The 16336-nt window shown below is 72.3% G+C and carries 11 protein-coding genes and 1 tRNA gene; 5 read left to right on the top strand and 7 right to left on the bottom strand.

Going from position 1 to position 16336, the window contains the following annotated elements; genetic code table 11:
• Positions 1 to 87: 87 nt before the first annotated feature.
• Both ACFVWU_RS12380 and ACFVWU_RS12375 read right to left on the bottom strand, forming a co-directional pair.
• Entirely contained in the window at positions 88 to 1149 is a 1062-nt protein-coding gene (locus ACFVWU_RS12380; RefSeq protein ID WP_387618705.1) for an alpha/beta hydrolase family protein, read from the bottom strand.
• 31 nt (positions 1150 to 1180) lie between these two features.
• The gene (locus ACFVWU_RS12375) at positions 1181 to 2092 is read right to left on the bottom strand and encodes a zinc-binding dehydrogenase (protein ID WP_387618703.1); all 912 of its coding nucleotides are present in this window, start codon (positions 2090 to 2092) and stop codon (positions 1181 to 1183) included.
• 226 nt (positions 2093 to 2318) lie between these two features.
• Here ACFVWU_RS12375 and ACFVWU_RS12370 point away from each other — a divergent pair, with 226 nt between their 5' ends.
• The gene (locus ACFVWU_RS12370; protein ID WP_387618701.1) at positions 2319 to 3353 is read left to right on the top strand and encodes a LysR family transcriptional regulator; all 1035 of its coding nucleotides are present in this window, start codon (positions 2319 to 2321) and stop codon (positions 3351 to 3353) included.
• Here ACFVWU_RS12370 and ACFVWU_RS12365 read toward each other — a convergent pair.
• Positions 3268 to 4917: a serine hydrolase gene (locus ACFVWU_RS12365; RefSeq protein ID WP_387618698.1), complete on the bottom strand. Its 1650-nt coding sequence runs from the start codon at positions 4915 to 4917 to the stop codon at positions 3268 to 3270. The genes ACFVWU_RS12370 and ACFVWU_RS12365 overlap by 86 nt on opposite strands.
• Positions 4918 to 5059: 142 nt before the next feature.
• On the opposite strand from ACFVWU_RS12365, the gene hrpA reads away from it, so the two are divergent.
• Together hrpA and ACFVWU_RS12355 are read left to right on the top strand one after the other, a co-directional pair.
• Positions 5060 to 9037 carry an ATP-dependent RNA helicase HrpA gene (gene hrpA / locus ACFVWU_RS12360; RefSeq protein ID WP_387618695.1) on the top strand — a complete coding sequence of 1326 codons (3978 nt, stop codon included), beginning with the start codon at positions 5060 to 5062 and terminating at the stop codon, positions 9035 to 9037.
• 106 nt (positions 9038 to 9143) lie between these two features.
• Positions 9144 to 9217, top strand: a tRNA-Asp gene (locus tag ACFVWU_RS12355).
• A 381-nt stretch (positions 9218 to 9598) separates the two neighbouring features.
• Here ACFVWU_RS12355 and bldC read toward each other — a convergent pair.
• Together bldC and ACFVWU_RS12345 are read right to left on the bottom strand one after the other, a co-directional pair.
• Positions 9599 to 9805, bottom strand: coding sequence for a developmental transcriptional regulator BldC (bldC, locus tag ACFVWU_RS12350; RefSeq protein ID WP_014137253.1), 207 nt, complete (start codon positions 9803 to 9805; stop codon positions 9599 to 9601).
• Positions 9806 to 10292: 487 nt separating this feature from the next.
• Positions 10293 to 11204 (bottom strand): hypothetical protein, encoded by a 912-nt coding sequence (locus tag ACFVWU_RS12345; protein ID WP_387618692.1) that lies wholly within the window; start codon positions 11202 to 11204, stop codon positions 10293 to 10295.
• Between the two features lie 198 nt (positions 11205 to 11402).
• On the opposite strand from ACFVWU_RS12345, the gene ACFVWU_RS12340 reads away from it, so the two are divergent.
• Both ACFVWU_RS12340 and ACFVWU_RS12335 read left to right on the top strand, forming a co-directional pair.
• Complete coding sequence (locus ACFVWU_RS12340) at positions 11403 to 12560, top strand: Glu/Leu/Phe/Val dehydrogenase dimerization domain-containing protein (RefSeq protein ID WP_387618689.1); 1158 nt, start codon at positions 11403 to 11405, stop codon at positions 12558 to 12560.
• 383 nt (positions 12561 to 12943) lie between these two features.
• A complete protein-coding gene (locus tag ACFVWU_RS12335; RefSeq protein WP_380609035.1) occupies positions 12944 to 13195 on the top strand; it encodes a DUF3073 domain-containing protein in 252 nt (83 codons plus the stop codon).
• 156 nt (positions 13196 to 13351) lie between these two features.
• On the opposite strand, the gene purM is transcribed toward ACFVWU_RS12335, so the two are convergent.
• Positions 13352 to 14437, bottom strand: a complete 1086-nt coding sequence (gene purM, locus ACFVWU_RS12330; RefSeq protein ID WP_387618686.1) for a phosphoribosylformylglycinamidine cyclo-ligase — start codon at positions 14435 to 14437, stop codon at positions 13352 to 13354.
• A gap of 139 nt (positions 14438 to 14576) precedes the next feature.
• Positions 14577 to 16160 (bottom strand): amidophosphoribosyltransferase, encoded by a 1584-nt coding sequence (purF, locus tag ACFVWU_RS12325; RefSeq protein WP_387618683.1) that lies wholly within the window; start codon positions 16158 to 16160, stop codon positions 14577 to 14579.
• Positions 16161 to 16336: the final 176 nt, after the last annotated feature.

Raw genomic sequence — 16336 nt, 5'->3', positions numbered from 1 at the left:
CGGTTCGACCCCGGCGCCGGCCACAACCGGGAGGCACCCGTAGCGAATTCGCTACGGGGGCTTCGCTCCTTTGCTCCCGTGGCCCCGTCAGACGAGCCGGGCGGCGAGCCAGTCGGCGGTGGCGGGGAGCCAGTCGGGGAGGGCGGTGCCGAGGAGGTGGTTCCCGTGGGGGACGAGGAGCAGCTCGGCGTTCGGGGCCTCCGAGGCGAGGGCGGTGGCGTTGGTGACGCCCGGGATGCGGTCCTCGCCGCCCTCGACCACCAGGAGCGGGAGGGTGATCACCGGGGCGAGGGCGGTCAGGTCGACCCGGGCCGCGAAGGCGCGGGCCGCCTCGGGGCCGCCGCAGCGCTGGGCGAGGGTCTCGGTGACGAACGGCACCAGGTGCTCCCAGTCCAGCCGGTACGGGCCGCTGACCGTCACCGCGGCGCGCAGCCGCGGCTCACGGGCGGCGGCCGCCGCGGCGTAGTAGCCGCCCAGGCTGAGGCCGATCACGGCGGCGCGGGCGGGGTCCAGGCCGTCGTGGTGGGCGATCGCGTCCAGGGCGCGGCCGACCACCCGCTGGTAGTCCGGCTCCGGCGCGCTGGTGGCGGCCAGGACGCCCTGGCCGGGCCCGTCGATCGCGAGCACCGCGACACCCCGGGCCAGCAGGGCCTCGGCGACCGCCTGGAACTCCTCCTTGCCGGAGTCCATGCCCGGCACGACCACCACCACCGGGGCCTCCCCCGCCGGGGCGGCCTCCCCCGCCAGGGCCGGGCGGCGCAGCCAGCCCGCGAAGCCCTCGCCCTCCACCCGCTCCGCGGTCGGCTCCAGCAGTTCCAGCGCCCGCCGCATCGCCGCGTCGGCCTCGGCGGCGAGCCGGGCGGCGGCGGCCCGGTCGGGGTGCGGCAGCAGCCCCGCGACGTGGAACCAGCGGGCGGCGTCGCGGTAGGCGGTGCCGGCGGTGACGGTACGGCCCTCGGCGGCGGCGTGATCGGCCAGGGAGGCGTACCGGCGCCCGGCGGCGGCGAAGGCGGCCGGCCAGTCGTGGAGGGAGGTCAGCGGGGCGGTCACCCGGTCGTATTCGAACAGGTCGAGGCCGGCGCCGTGGGCGCGGGGGCGGTTCGCCTCGACGAAGGCGGGCAGCTGGTCGGCGTCGTCGACGAAGGACATGGGGGGAGTTCCTTTCCGGAGGGAAGGGGGTTCAGGCGACGGTCAGTACGGCCTTGCCGCGGATCCGGCGCTCGCGCAGGTCGGTGAGCACGGTGGCGGTCTGCTCCCAGGGCGCGATCCGGCCGAGCTCCGGGGTCAGCCGGCCCTGCTCCGCCAGACGCACCAGGGTGGCCAGGTCCTCGCCGTCGGGCACGTCGGAGTCGGCGTAGTGGAAGTGCCGCAGGGTGGCCGCCTCGGGGCCCTTGAAGAAGTCGAAGAAGTCGAGCGTGGCGGGCGTCCGGGAGGCCTGGCCGAACCAGATCAGGGTGCCGCGCCGGGCCAGCCGGGCCAGCGCGAGCGGCAGCGCGGCGCCGCCGGTGGACTCCAGCACCAGGTCGTACGGGCCGCGCGCCGCACCGAGCTCGTGCAACACCTCGGCCGCCCCCAGCTCGGCCAGCCGCCGACCGCGTTCCGGGGAGGCGGTGACGACGGTCAGCTCGGCCCCGGCCGCGGCGGCCAGCTCGGTGAAGTAGTGTCCGACCCCGCCGGAGGCCCCGGTCAGCAGCACCCGCCGCCCGGCCAGCGCCCCGGCGGCCCGCAGCAGCCGCAGCGCGGTGAGGCCGGCCAGCGGCAGCGCGGCGGCCCGGACGGCGTCCAGGCTGTCGGGCAGCTCGGCGAGCGAGGAGGTCGGCACGCACACGTACTCGGCCCACCCCCCTGCCGGCGGATGGCCGACCACCCGTCGGCACACCCCGGGCCCCGACCCGTCGGCGGCGGCCTGGACGACCAGCCCGGCGACGTCCTTCCCCGGCCGCCACCCGGGCCTGGGCGCCTCCAGCTGGAAGGTCTCCCCCCGGTTCACCGAGAAGGCCTCCACCTTCACCAGCGCCTCCCCGGGCCCCGGCCGCGGCTGCTCCACCTCCGCGAACCGCACCGCCCCGCCCGCCGCCACCAGCGCCTTCATCCCCGCACTCCCTCCGCTCGATCGGACCCCCAGCTCACCGCGCCCGCCACCGGCCGGTCCAACAACCGGCGGCGGGCGACGACAACCGACGGTTGTCAGGCAAGGAGCAAGGGGGTGCGACGCGCGGCCGAAGGCCGCCGAACACCGCTAACGCGCCACCCACGGCGCTTCCCACTCGGCACCCGCCCCCGGCGGGCGCCCCCGGCCCACCGCCTAAGGTGCCCGGGTGGATCTGGATCTGGCGCAGGTGCGGGCGTTCGTGGTCGCCGCCGAGGAGTTGCACTTCGGGCGGGCGGCCGGGCGGTTGGGGATCAGTCAGCAGGGGCTGTCGAAGCGGGTGGCCCGGTTGGAGGCGGCGCTCGGGGTGCGGTTGTTGGAGCGGGACGCCCGGGGGGTGGGGCTGACCGGGGCGGGGCGGCGGTTCCTGGAGCCCGCGCGGCGGGTGCTGGCGCAGGGGGAGCGGGCGGTGGCGTCCGTGCGGGGAGCCGGGCGGCCGCTGCGGGTGGATGTGTGGGGGCACCTGTACGCGCCGATGCGGACGCTGGCGCGGGCGGTGGACGCGGCGCCGGGGCTGGAGGTGGAGCCGGTGCCGGGGCGGGATCTGCCGTCGGTGGCGGCGGCTTTGCTGCGCGGGGAGTCGGACGCCGGGTTCGGCCGGGTGCACGCCCTGCCGGACGGCGCCGACGCCGGGCTGACGCACCGACTGGTCCGCCTGGAACCGGTGGACGCCCTGCTGTCCGCCGACCATCCGCTGGCCGGCCGCGACACCCTGAGCCCGGCGGAGCTGCGGGGCAGTGTGCTGCGCTATCCGGCGGCGGTGGACCGGCTGGACTTCCTGACCCGCTTCGCCGCCCGTTTCGGCATCACCGACCGGGTCGGCTCGACCAATCTGGGTCTGGAGCACTTCGTCGACCAGGTCCGGGCCGATCCGACCTGTTTCTCGCTCGTCCCCGCCGACGGCCCGCTCCCCGACCGCCCGGGCGTCCGTACCGTCCCGCTGGCCGGTCCGACCCCGCTCTACGCCTGGTCGCTGCTCTGGCGGGCCGACGCGGGCACCGACCCGCACCCCCGGCTGGAGCAGCTGCTGGAGGCGTTCACGACGGAGGCGGCCCGCAGCCGGTGGCTGGAGTACGACCCGGCCCGCGACTGGCTCCCGGACGCCGACGAGGCCGCGCTCACCCCGCCAGGGCCTGGTACGCGAGCACCTCGAAGTCCCGCGCCACCGCCGGTGGGGCGGGGTTCTCGAACATCCGCTGGGTGAGCAGGACGCCGGTCAGCCGTTCGGCCGGGTCGTTGAACCACACCGTGCCGAGCCCGCCGTCCCAGCCGTAGCGGCCGGGGGCGGCGAGGCCGGTGCGGCTGGTGGCGACGGAGACGCCGAAGCCCCAGCCGGTGAGCTCGTCGCGCCCCAACAGCGGCGCCGAGTCGGCGAGTTGGACTGCACTGAGGTGGTTGGTGGTCATCAGCTCGACGGCCGGCCGGGAGAGGATCCGGACGCCTCCGGCGCCCTCGCCGCCGGCCAGCAGCATGCGGGCGAAGGCGAGGTAGTCGTCCAGCGTCGAGACCAGGTCGCCGCCGCCGTCGTCGAGGCGCGCCTGCCGGGCCCACGCGCTGTCGGCCGGGTCGTCGTACGGGACGAGCCGGCCGCTCGCCCGGTCGCGCACGTACTCGACCGGGAGCCGGTGCAGCTGGTCGGCGGGGACGGTGAAGCCGGTGTCCCGCATGCCGAGGGGGTCGAGGACGCGCTCGCGCAGCACCTCGCCGAGCGGCTTGCCGCAGGCGCGGGCGAGCAGGATGCCGAGGACGGTCGAGCCGGTGTGGTAGCGCCAGCCCGCCCCGGGCTGGTGCAGCAGCGGCAACTCGCCGAGGCGGCGCAGGAATTCGTCGGGCTCGGGGTAGTCCGTCCGGGGCGGCCGGACGTCGACGCCGCGTTCGGCCGTCGCCCGGGCGATCGGCGCGGACGGCGGGAGCATCGCGAAGCCGTAGCCGAGCCCGAAGGTGAGCAGGTCGCGCAGGGTGATCGGCCGCAGGGCGGGCTCGGTGTCGTCGAGCTCGCCGTCCGGCCGGCGCAGCACCCGGCGGTCGGCCAGCTCGGGCAGCAGGTCGTCGACCGGGTCGTCCAGCCGCAGCCGGCACTCCTCGACCAGGGTGAGGGCGGCCACCGCGGTGACCGGTTTGGTCATCGAGGCGATCCGGAAGAGGGTGTCCCGCCGCATCGGGGCGCTGCCGACCGTGTCCAGGCTGCCGAGCACCTCGACGTGGAGGTCGGCGTCGCGGGCCACGGCGGCCACCAGGCCGGGCACCTGGCCCTGTTCGACGTGCCGGGACAGGACCCCGCGCAGCCGGCCCAGCCGGTCCTCGGACAACCCCGTCGGACCGCTCATCGGCCACCGCCCCATCCGTCGTCGACGCCATGCCACCCACCGGCGTCCACTGTGGCGCACGACACCGACAATCGGGGGGAGGGAAGCGGCGGTGGCGCGGCGGCAGAGCGGCGAACACGGCGAGCAGCCCGGCCCGGTCGTCCGGGCCGGGCCCGATCGGCGCGGGCCGTTCGGGAGGGCGTCGACCAGGTGCCCGGTCGGTCCGCGCCGGAACCGCCGGGCGTGCTCGTTGACCAGGATCCGGCGCACGTGGACGTTCGGGTCGTCCGCCGCGCGCACTCTGCCCCAGGCGACGCAGGCCCGCTCCAGCGCCTGCTGGACCAGGTCCTCGGCGCCGTACCGGTCCCCCGCGAGCAGATACGCCGTCCGCAGCAACCGCGACCACGCACCGCCGGTGAACGCCCGGAACTCCTCGTCCCGTGCGGTCTTCTGGGCTCCCATGAGCGCCTCCTCGACCCCCCCGGAGCCCGGAACCCCCGCCGACCGTTGCCCGCCGTTCGCGATTCCGCGCCGGCGGCTGTGACACTGGAGGGGCTCGAAAACCGAGGTGCGCTCCGCCGTGCCTCCTTGCGAACCTAGAGGGATGCCCGCAGTGAGTTCTCCCGCAGTCCAGTCCGCCCCCGCACCCGCCGAGGGTCCCGGAATCGGTGAGCTGGCCGCCCGCCTGCCCGAGCTGACCCTGCGCGACGAGGTGCGGCTCGGGCGTCGGCTGGAGGGGGCCCGTCGGGTCCGGAAGCCCGAGGCCCGACAGAAGATCGCCGCCGAGATCGCCGCCGACATCGACCGTGCCGAGCTGCTGGTCGAGCAGCGCCGGAACGCCGTCCCGGAGATCGGCTATCCCGCCGAGCTGCCGGTCAGCCAGAAGAAGGACGAGATCCTGGCGGCGATCCGGGACCACCAAGTGGTGATCGTCGCGGGTGAGACCGGTTCCGGCAAGACCACCCAGATCCCGAAGATCTGCCTGGAGCTGGGCCGCGGCGTGCGCGGACTGGTCGGCCACACCCAGCCGCGCCGGATCGCCGCCCGTACGGTGGCCGAGCGCGTCGCGGAGGAGCTGAACAGCCCGCTCGGCGAGGCGGTCGGCTGGAAGGTCCGGTTCACCGACCAGGTCGGCCAGGACACCCTGGTCAAGCTGATGACGGACGGCATCCTGCTGGCGGAGATCCAGACCGACCGCGATCTGCGCCAGTACGACACGCTGATCATCGACGAGGCCCACGAGCGCAGCCTCAACATCGACTTCCTGCTCGGCTACCTCAAGCAGCTGCTCCCGCGCCGTCCTGACCTCAAGGTCGTGATCACCTCCGCGACCATCGACCCGGAGCGCTTCGCCCGGCACTTCGGCGACGCCCCGATCGTCGAGGTCTCCGGCCGTACGTACCCCGTCGAGGTCCGGTACCGGCCCGTCCTGGAGGAGGACGAGGACGGCGACGAGGCCGACCGCGACCGGGACCAGGTCCAGGCGATCTGCGACGCCGCCCAGGAACTGCAGGACGAGGGCCCGGGCGACATCCTGGTCTTCCTCTCCGGCGAGCGCGAGATCCGCGACACCGCCGACGCCCTCACCAAGCTGAAGCTGAAGAACACCGAGATCCTGCCGCTGTACGCCCGGCTCAGCTCGGCCGAGCAGCACAAGGTCTTCCAGCGCTCGCGCAGCCGCCGGATCGTGCTGGCCACCAACGTGGCCGAGACCTCGCTGACCGTCCCCGGCATCAAGTACGTGATCGACCCGGGCACCGCCCGGATCTCCCGCTACAGCCACCGCACCAAGGTGCAGCGGCTGCCGATCGAGGCGATCAGCCAGGCCAGCGCCAACCAGCGCAAGGGCCGCTGCGGCCGCACCTCGGACGGCATCTGCATCCGGCTGTACTCGGAGGAGGACTTCCTCTCCCGCCCCGAGTTCACCGACGCCGAGATCCTGCGCACCAACCTGGCCTCGGTGATCCTGCAGATGACGGCGGCGGGTCTCGGCGACATCGCCGCCTTCCCCTTCCTGGACCCGCCGGACTCCCGCAACATCAAGGACGGCGTGCACCTGCTGCACGAGCTGGGCGCGCTGGACCCGGAGGAGAAGGACCCGCGCAAGCGCCTGACCCAGCTCGGCCGCAAGCTCGCCCAGCTGCCGGTGGACCCGCGGATGGCCCGCATGGTGCTGGAGGCGGACCGCAACGGCTGCGTGCGCGACGTCATGGTGATCGCCGCCGCGCTCTCCATCCAGGACCCGCGCGAGCGCCCCGCCGAGAAGCGCCAGGCCGCCGACGACCGGCACCGCCGGTTCAACTCGGAGACCTCGGACTTCCTCTCCTACCTGGCGATGTGGCGCTACGTCCGGGAGCAGCAGAAGGAGCTCTCCTCCTCGGCCTTCCGCCGGATGTGCAAGGCCGAGTTCCTCAACTACCTGCGGATACGGGAGTGGCAGGACGTCTACACCCAACTGCGCACCGTCGCGAAGCAGTTGGGTGTCACGATCGAGGAGCCCCACCCCGACGCGGAGCCGGACGCGGACCGGATCCACCAGTCGCTGCTGGCCGGCCTGCTCTCCCACATCGGCCTGTTCGACGTGGAGAAGCGCGAGTACGGCGGTGCGCGCGGCGCCCGCTTCGCGGTCTTCCCGGGCTCCGGCCTGTTCAAGAAGCCGCCGCGCTGGGTGATGTCGGCCGAGCTGGTGGAGACCTCCCGGCTGTGGGCGCGGATCAACGCCAAGATCGAGCCGGAGTGGGTCGAGCCGCTGGCCGGCCACCTGATCAAGCGCAGCTACAGCGAGCCGCACTGGGAGAAGAAGGCCGGCGCCGTCCTGGCGTACGAGAAGGTCACCCTCTACGGGATGCCGGTCGTCGCCCAGCGCAAGGTCAACTACGGGCGGATCGACCCGGAGCTCTGCCGGGAGCTGTTCATCCGCAACGCCCTGGTCGAGGGCGACTGGGAGACCCACCACAGGTTCTTCGCCGAGAACCGCAAGCTGCTCGGCGAGGTCGAGGAGCTGGAGAACCGGGCCCGCCGCCGGGACATCCTGGTGGACGACCAGACCCTGTTCGACTTCTACGACGCCCGGCTGCCCGACGACGTCGTCTCCACCCGGCACTTCGACTCCTGGTGGAAGAAGGCCCGGCACGAGCAGCCGGACCTGCTGAACTTCGAGAAGTCGATGCTGATCAACGACGCCGCGGACGGCGTCACCGAGGCCGACTACCCGGACTACTGGCAGCAGGGCAAGCTGCGCTTCAAGCTGACCTACCAGTTCGAGCCGGGCAGCGACGCGGACGGCGTGACCGTCCACATCCCGCTGCCGGTGCTCAACCAGGTCACCGCGGAGGGCTTCGACTGGCAGATCCCCGGTCTGCGGGAGGAGCTGGTCACCGCGTACATCAAGTCGCTGCCGAAGGCGATCCGGCGCAACTTCGTCCCGGCACCGGACTTCGCCAAGGCGGCACTGCGCCAGGTGAAGGACCGCCAGGAGCCGTTGCTGCCGTCCCTGGAGCACATCCTGAAGCGGCTGACGGCGGTCACCGTGCCGCCGGAGGCCTGGGACGACGAGCGGGTGCCGGAGCACCTCAAGGTGACCTTCCGGGTGGTGGACGGCCGTCGCAAGCTCGCCGAGTCCAAGGACCTGGAGGAGCTGCGGCTGAAGCTCAAGCCGAAGCTCAAGGAGACGCTCTCCTCGGCGGCCTCCGGCCAGGGCATCGAGCAGGGCGGGCTGACCGCCTGGCCGGCCGGGCTGCCGGTGCTCCAGCGCACCTTCGAGCAGCGCTCCCGCGGCCACTCGCTGCGCGCCTACCCGGCGCTGGTGGACGAGGGCGCGTCGGTGGGCGTCAAGCTGTTCGACACCCCGCAGGCGCAGGCGCAGGCCATGTGGGAGGGCACCCGCCGGCTGCTGATGCTGACCGTCAACTCCCCGGCCAAGTCGATCCAGGGGCGGCTGGGCAACCAGGCGAAGCTGGCGCTCTCGCACAGCCCGCACGGGTCGATCACCGTGCTGTTCGAGGACGTGGTGTCGGCCGCGACCGACCGGCTGATGACCCTGGCCGGCGGCCCGGCCTGGGACGAGGCGGCCTTCGGCAAGCTGCACGACAAGGTGCGCGCGGACCTGTACGACCTGTCCGCGGACACCACGCTGAAGACGGCCACCGCGCTGATCGCCTTCCACAAGGCCTCGACCCGGCTGAAGTCGGTGAGCAGCCCGGTGCTGCTGAACGCGGTGAACGACATCCGGCTGCACCTGGCCTCGCTGGTGCACCCGGGCTTCGTGACGGCCACCGGCTGGCAGCGGCTGCCCGACCTCAAGCGCTACCTGCTGGCGGTGGACCGCCGGCTGGAGGCGCTGCCCAACCACCCCCAGCGGGACGCCCAGCAGCTGCTGAAGGTCCAGCAGGTACAGCAGGCGTACGGGGAACTGCTGGCGGCGGTACCGGCCGGGCGGCAGCCGTCCGAGGAGGTGCGGGCGATCCGCTGGATGATCGAGGAGTTGCGGGTCAGCTTCTTCGCCCAGTCGTTGGGCACGCCGAGTCCGGTCTCGGAGAAGCGGATCATGAAGGCGATGGACGCCGCGCGGGCCGCGCTCTGAGCTGCGGGTGGGCCTTCAGGAGCCAGTTCGACCTGGAGGCCCACCATGGGCTACGATCTGTCTTGTTCGCAGCGCGGCAAGCGAGTGAACGAGATCAGAAAACTCTGGTCCCGTGGAGCAGTTGGTTAGCTCGCCACCCTGTCAAGGTGGAGGTCGCGGGTTCAAGTCCCGTCGGGATCGCCGCAGTGCGAGAGGCCCGGAACCCGGCGGGTGCGGGCCTCTCGCTTTTTGTCGTCCCGCTCGCACCCCGGACCAGGTCCAGACCACAAGCGACTGACCGTGTGACCGTCGTCACCCGCCCCCTCCGGAGATCGACCCTGGAACGACCCCCCGAAGACACCACTAATTTAATATGTAAAATTGCACTGTTATTCACTGTAAATCCCCCCCGCCCCATGCGCATCAAATCGTTATGTGGAGTTCAACATTCCGACAGGCCGGAAGAGGGTCCGGAAGGGATCCGGAAGGCGCCCGGACGCCGACCCCCGGGCACGACAAAGGGGCCGCCAACCGGACCCGGCGGAGTCCGGTTGGCGGCCCCTTTAAAGAGCCTTTGGCCTATCAGGCCTCAGTGCGCTGAGCGGGAATCCCGGCCAGCAGAGCGCGCACCTCCGCCTCACGGTAACGGCGGTGACCACCGAGCGTGCGAATCGACGTCAGCTTGCCGGCCTTGGCCCAGCGGGTGACCGTCTTCGGGTCCACGCGGAACATGGTGGCAACCTCTGCCGGCGTCAGCAGCGGCTCAGCATCAGGGGTACGAGCGGTCATGAGCGGCCTCCTCGGGAGAACCGAACCAGGGCGGTTCTATCCTTCAAATTCTGCACCTTGGCCCGCGATGCCCGAAATGGCATAGACGGGCCGAGTCGGTTATAGGACGAACGGCTTGTCCTGGTGTCTACAACTACACCATCCGTCCAGCCCTATCGACCAAACCGCCAAAATTGACCCCTCACGGGCTCAAGGCCGACGGATGGCGATGGACCACCCCATAACGGACAGTCACACGGCAGTGACGTCCGGTTACGAGGGGACCAGACCCTTCGTTTCCCCGCAAAGCGCGCATCGACTCCAGAACCACCCAAAAGTGGGCACGCTTACGTGAAGTTGGGCTGGTTGTCCCATTTTTGCACATAGGGGTAAGTTCGCGTCAACGGTGAGTAGTGTCACGTTCGACAGCTATTGACCCGAACCAGGACCTTGGTCATCGGCGTCGCGGACCAAAGACCCCTCACAGTCATACACGGGCGGTCGGACGTCAGTTCGCGTACCGCAGCGCCTGCACCCGGCGCCACCGCACCGTCAGCTCCCCGTACACGCGCAAGGCCTCCGCGGTCTCCCCCGCCCGCAGCGCGCGCAGCCCCTCCTCCAGCTCCCCCGCCGAACGGTCCGCCAACAGCCGCTCCGGCCCCAGCAGATGCACCAGCCCCCCGTAGTCCAACTCCACCAGCGAGCGCGGGTGGAACTCCTCCAGCCACCGCCCGACCTGTTCCGCCCCCCGCACCAACTCCCCGTCCGGCACCCCCTCGCGCAGCGCCCGGAAGGCCCGCGCCACCCGCCGCCGCGCCTGGGCCATCGGCACCAGGTAGAACAGCGCCGCCGGCCGGCCCCGCTCCCCCTCCACCCCTTCCACGCCCACGCCGCCCGGCACGAAGCACCGGTCCTCGTCCCCGAACGGCAGGAACCAGCGCACCGGCACCTCCCACCGGCTGGTCAGGATCCACGGCCGGGCGTCCGGGTGCTCGGCCCGCCAGCGCTCCCGGTCCGCCTCGGCGGCAGCCCGGGCCACCGGCGGCACCGCGGTGTCCAGCAGGGCCACCGGAGCCCCCGCCAGCAGCTCCTCCAGGGCCTGCCAGCTGCGCAGCCTGGTCGCCCACGGGCAGACGTACAGTACGCCGTCCACCACCCGCAGGTACGCCCGCCCGCTCTCCCGCTCCGGCAGCGCCCTGGGCGTCCGGGCGGCCAGCTCCGCGAGCGCCGCCCGCTGCTCCTCCAGCACCGCCCCGGCCACCGGCTGCGCCGCCGCCACGGCGTCCGGTCCGTGCTCCGCCGCGTACGCCTGCCAATGCGCCCGCTCGGGCTCCGGGTACGCGGCCAGCGGCTCGTAGACCCGCAGGTGGGCGGCGTAGGGCGGCTGTACGGAAGTGCGTACGACGGTCACGTCCTGCATGGTCGCACGCGCCGCCCGGCCCCGGGAGGGCGCGCCCCGGAACCGTTCGCGCCCGCACCGCGCACCCTCCGCCATCTCACCCCTCGGACAACCGGCACAAGCTCGGACAAGAGGGCGGATCGAAGGCCCACGCGCGACTACTCTTCGCCCTAGGCGCCCGCACCACAGCAGCGGGCCTTCGATACTGGAGTCACCACAGTGACCGACGTACAGACCCCCGCCACGCACCCCGCACCCGGCGTGCTCAGCAGGATCTTCCGTACCGAGCAGGACGGCGCCCCCGGCGACGGCCACGAGCAGGTCGTCCTCTGCCACGACCGCAGCTCCGGACTCAAGGCGATCATCGCCATCCACTCCACCGCGCTGGGCCCGGCCCTCGGCGGCACCCGCTTCTTCCCGTACGCCTCCGAGGAGGCGGCCCTGGAGGACGCGCTGAACCTGTCCCGCGGGATGTCCTACAAGAACGCGCTCGCCGGGCTGGACCTCGGCGGCGGCAAGGCCGTCATCATCGGCGACCCGAACAAGGACAAGAACGAGGCGATGCTCCGGGCCTACGGCCGCTTCGTGGAGTCCCTGCGCGGCCGTTACATCACCGCCTGCGACGTGGGCACCTACGTGCAGGACATGGACGTCATCGCGCGCGAGACCGAGTTCGTGACCGGCCGCTCGCCCGAGCACGGCGGCGCCGGCGACTCGTCCATCCTGACCGCCTTCGGCGTCTTCCAGGGCATGCGGGCCTCCGCCCAGGCCCGCTGGGGCCAGCCGACCCTGCGCGGCAAGCGGGTCGGCGTCGCGGGCGTCGGCAAGGTCGGCCACTACCTGGTCGGCCACCTGGTCGCGGACGGCGCCACCGTCGTCGTCACCGACCCCTTCGAGGCCGCCGTCAACCGCGTGCGCGCCGCCCACCCGGAGGTGGAGGTGGTCGCCGACACCACCGCCCTGCTCCAGGCCAAGCTGGACGTCTACGCCCCCTGCGCCCTCGGCGGTGCGCTGACCGACGCCACGGTCGCCGCGCTCGGCGAGTTCGGCACCTCCGTCGTCTGCGGCGCGGCCAACAACCAGCTGGCCCACCCGGGCGTCGAGAAGGACCTGGCCGACCGCGGCATCCTGTACGCCCCCGACTACCTGGTGAACTCCGGCGGCGTGATCCAGGTCGCCGACGAGATCGACGGCTTCAACTTCGAGCGGGCCAAGAACAAGGCCACCAAGATCTTCGACACCACCCTGGAGATCTTCACCCGGGCCGCCTCCGACGGCATCCCGCCGGCGGTCGCCGCCGACCGCCTGGCCGAGAAGCGGATGCGCGAGATCAGCGCGCTGCGCACGGTCCTGCTGCCGCACGCCCGCCGCGCCTGATCGGACCCGGCGCGGTGATCGGATGCGCGGGGGGTTCCACCCGATGACCCCCCGCGCATCACGATGTGGAACCGGATTCTCACTTCTCCGCCCGAACGGGTGATCCGAGGTCCCCCTAGGGGGGATAATCATTCTTGGAACGACGGACCTCAGACACCTCCGGACAGCGCGCAAATCGCCGCAAAACCTCCCCTGACCTGGGAAGACCTGGTCTCGGGTGCAGTCGGTGCGCGCCACGTCACACCGACGACGTACCGTCCAGCGGCGGAAACAGGTACCGTTAATGCTCCAAGGGACGGTCCTCCCATTCGGGCAGGCCGGTCCTGATCATGAACACGTGTCAGACTCGGGGCCGTGAGCCCCATCGTTGAGGGGGTCGACCCATGGGGCGCGGCCGGGCCAAGGCCAAGCAGACGAAGGTCGCCCGCGAGCTGAAGTACAACAGCGGCGGGTTCGACGCTAACCGTCTGTCCAACGAGCTGGGCGTATCGCCGTCCACGCCTTCGATCGAGCCGGAGCCGATCGAGGAAGAGGACGACGACCCGTACGCGGAGTACGCCGCCCGCTACGCCGTCGACGACGAGGACGACAACGAGCCGGGCACCGGGCCGTCGCAGGCCTCCCGCCGCTCGTAATCCACAGCTTCACCGGACCGGTCCGGGCGCCCTGGGCGCCGGGCCGGTCTTCGGCGTTCCCGAACACCGTCCGTACCGTCCCCCGTCCGGGGAGGCAAGAGGGCCCCTCCGGCGCACCGGAGGGGCCCTCCCACGGTCGCGGGCGGATCAGCCCGCTCAGCCCGCCGTGAAGCCCTCGTAGGCGTTGTAGAGGGCCGCGCCGCCCTCGTGCTCGTCGGTGCGCTCGACGATGTCACCGAGCAGCCAGGCCTCGACGCCGCGGTCCTCCAGCAGCGACAGCACCACGTCCACCGAGTGCGGCGGGACGACGGCGACCATGCCGACGCCCATGTTGAGCGTCTTCTCGATCTCCAGGGTGGCCACCTTGCCGACCTCGGCGACGGTCCGGAAGACCGGCAGCGGGGTCCAGGTGCCGCGGTCCAGGCGGGCGTGCAGGCCGTCCGGGATGACCCGGGCCAGGTTGGCCGCCAGGCCGCCGCCGGTGACGTGCGAGAAGGCGTGCACCTCGGTGGCGCGGATCAGCGCCAGGCAGTCCAGCGAGTAGATCCGGGTCGGCTCCAGCAGCTCCTCGCCGAGGGTGCGGCCGAACTCCTCGACCTTGCGGTCCAGCTTCCAGCCGGCCTCGTTCAGCAGCACGTGGCGGACCAGCGAGTAGCCGTTGGAGTGCAGGCCGGAGGCGGCCATCGCGATCACCACGTCGCCGGCCCGGACGCGCTCGGCGCCCAGCAGCGCGTCGGCCTCGACCACGCCGGTGCCGGCGCCCGCGACGTCGTACTCGTCCGGGCCGAGCAGGCCCGGGTGCTCGGCGGTCTCGCCGCCCACCAGGGCGCAGCCTGCGAGCGCGCAGCCCTCGGCGATGCCCTTGACGATCGAGGCGACCCGCTCCGGGACGACCTTGCCGACGCAGATGTAGTCGGTCATGAACAGCGGCTCGGCGCCGCACACCACGATGTCGTCCACGACCATGCCGACCAGGTCGTGGCCGATGGTGTCGTGCTTGTCCATGGCGGCCGCGATGGCCACCTTGGTCCCCACGCCGTCGGTGGCCGAGGCCAGCAGCGGCCGCTCGTAGTTCTTGAAGGCGGAGACGTCGAAGAGGCCGGCGAAGCCGCCGAGACCGCCGACCACCTCGGGGCGGTTGGCCTTCTTCACCCACTGCTTCATGAGCTCGACGGCGCGGTCGCCCGCCTCGATGTCGACACCGGCGGCGGCGTAGGTGGCGCCGTTCTGGTTGGTGGTCACTGCGTGCGGCCCTTTCGGGTCTGGTGGGGGTGGTTCGTTGCAGCGGAGGGGCACGTCGTCCGCGGACGACGTCCCGACCGCGTCCCCGGGGCGGGAACAGCGGTGGGGCCCCGGTTCGCGGGACCCCACCGTGGAACGCTTACGGCCGGCGCAGCGCGTCGGCCGCGCCCGCCCCGCCGAGCAGCGACTGGACGCCGTCCAGGTCGCTGCCGCTGGTCGGCTTGCCGCGGACGGCGGGCGGCTGCTGGCCGCCCTTGATCTCGGCCTCCAGCAGGAGCTTGCCGAGCAGCGCCGGGTCCGGCAGCTCCATCGGGTACTCGCCGTCGAAGCAGGCCCGGCAGAGCTTGTCCTTGGGCTGCTTGGTGGCCTCGATCATGCCGTCGATCGAGATGTAGGCGAGCGAGTCGGCACCGAGCGTGCGGCCGATCTCCTCCACCGTCATCCCGTTGGCGATCAGCTCCGCGCGGGTGGCGAAGTCGATGCCGAAGAAGCAGGGCCACTTCACCGGCGGCGAGGAGATCCGGATGTGCACCTCGGCGGCGCCCGCCTCGCGCAGCATCCGCACCAGCGCGCGCTGGGTGTTGCCGCGCACGATCGAGTCGTCCACGACCACCAGGCGCTTGCCGGCGATGACCTCGCGCAGCGGGTTCAGCTTGAGCCGGATGCCGAGCTGACGGATGGTCTGGCTGGGCTGGATGAAGGTGCGGCCCACGTAGGCGTTCTTCACCAGGCCGGAGCCGTACGGGATGCCGCTGGCCTCGGCGTAGCCGATCGCGGCGGGGGTGCCGGACTCGGGGGTCGCTATCACCAGGTCGGCCTCGACGGGGGCCTCCTTCGCCAGGCGGCGGCCCATCTCCACGCGGGAGAGGTGCACGTTGCGGCCGGCGATGGAGGTGTCGGGGCGGGCCAGGTAGACGTACTCGAACACGCAGCCCTTGGGCTTCGCCTCGGCGAAGCGGGAGCTGCGCATGCCGTTCTCGTCGATGGCGATGAGCTCGCCGGGCTCGACCTCGCGGATGAAGGAGGCGCCGCAGATGTCCAGCGCCGCCGTCTCGGAGGCGACCACCCAGCCGCGCTCCAGCCGGCCGAGCACCAGCGGGCGGATGCCCTGCGGGTCGCGGGCGGCGTAGAGGGTGTGCTCGTCCATGAAGACGAGCGAGAAGGCGCCCTTGACCTCGGGCAGCACGACCTTGGCCGTCTCCTCGATGGAGAGGTCCGGGTGGCCGGCCAGCAGGGCGGTCACCAGGTCGGTGTCGTTGGTCGCGGCGGTCCGGCCGGAGCGGGAGACGTGCTCCTCGCCGGGCAGTTCGGCGACCATGGCCGCCAGTTCGGCGGTGTTCACCAGGTTTCCGTTGTGCCCGAGGGCCAGCGAACCGTGCACGGTCGCCCGGAAGGTCGGCTGGGCGTTCTCCCAGACCGAGGAACCGGTGGTCGAGTAGCGGGCGTGTCCGACGGCGATATGCCCGTGCAACGACCCCAGCGAGGCCTCGTCGAAGACCTGGGAGACGAGTCCCATGTCCTTGAAGACGAGAATCTGGGAGCCGTTGCTCACTGCGATGCCCGCGGATTCCTGACCGCGGTGCTGCAGGGCGTAAAGGCCGAAGAACGTGAGCTTGGCGACCTCCTCGCCGGGAGCCCAGACACCGAAGACGCCGCAAGCGTCCTGGGGGCCTTTCTCGCCGGGAAGAAGATCGTGGTTGAGTCTTCCGTCACCACGTGGCACGCCTTCGAGTCTAGGGCAGTTGGCGCAGGCTTCCGGAACCCGGGACTGGGGGTTTGTCCGGCGGTCTCGGAGTAACGCGCGTAGACAAAACCCCTTACCGGATGGGGATTTCGGGTGGGGGGAATTCCGGCGGGTGGCGGTTGGCCTTGTGGTTCGCGCCTGTTGGGGAGTTCGGC

The organism is Kitasatospora sp. NPDC058190, assembly GCF_042883685.1.
Lineage (GTDB): Bacteria > Actinomycetota > Actinomycetes > Streptomycetales > Streptomycetaceae > Kitasatospora.
The sequence above is the reverse complement of the archived record's forward strand: the minus strand, read 5'-3'. Positions and strand labels throughout refer to the sequence as shown.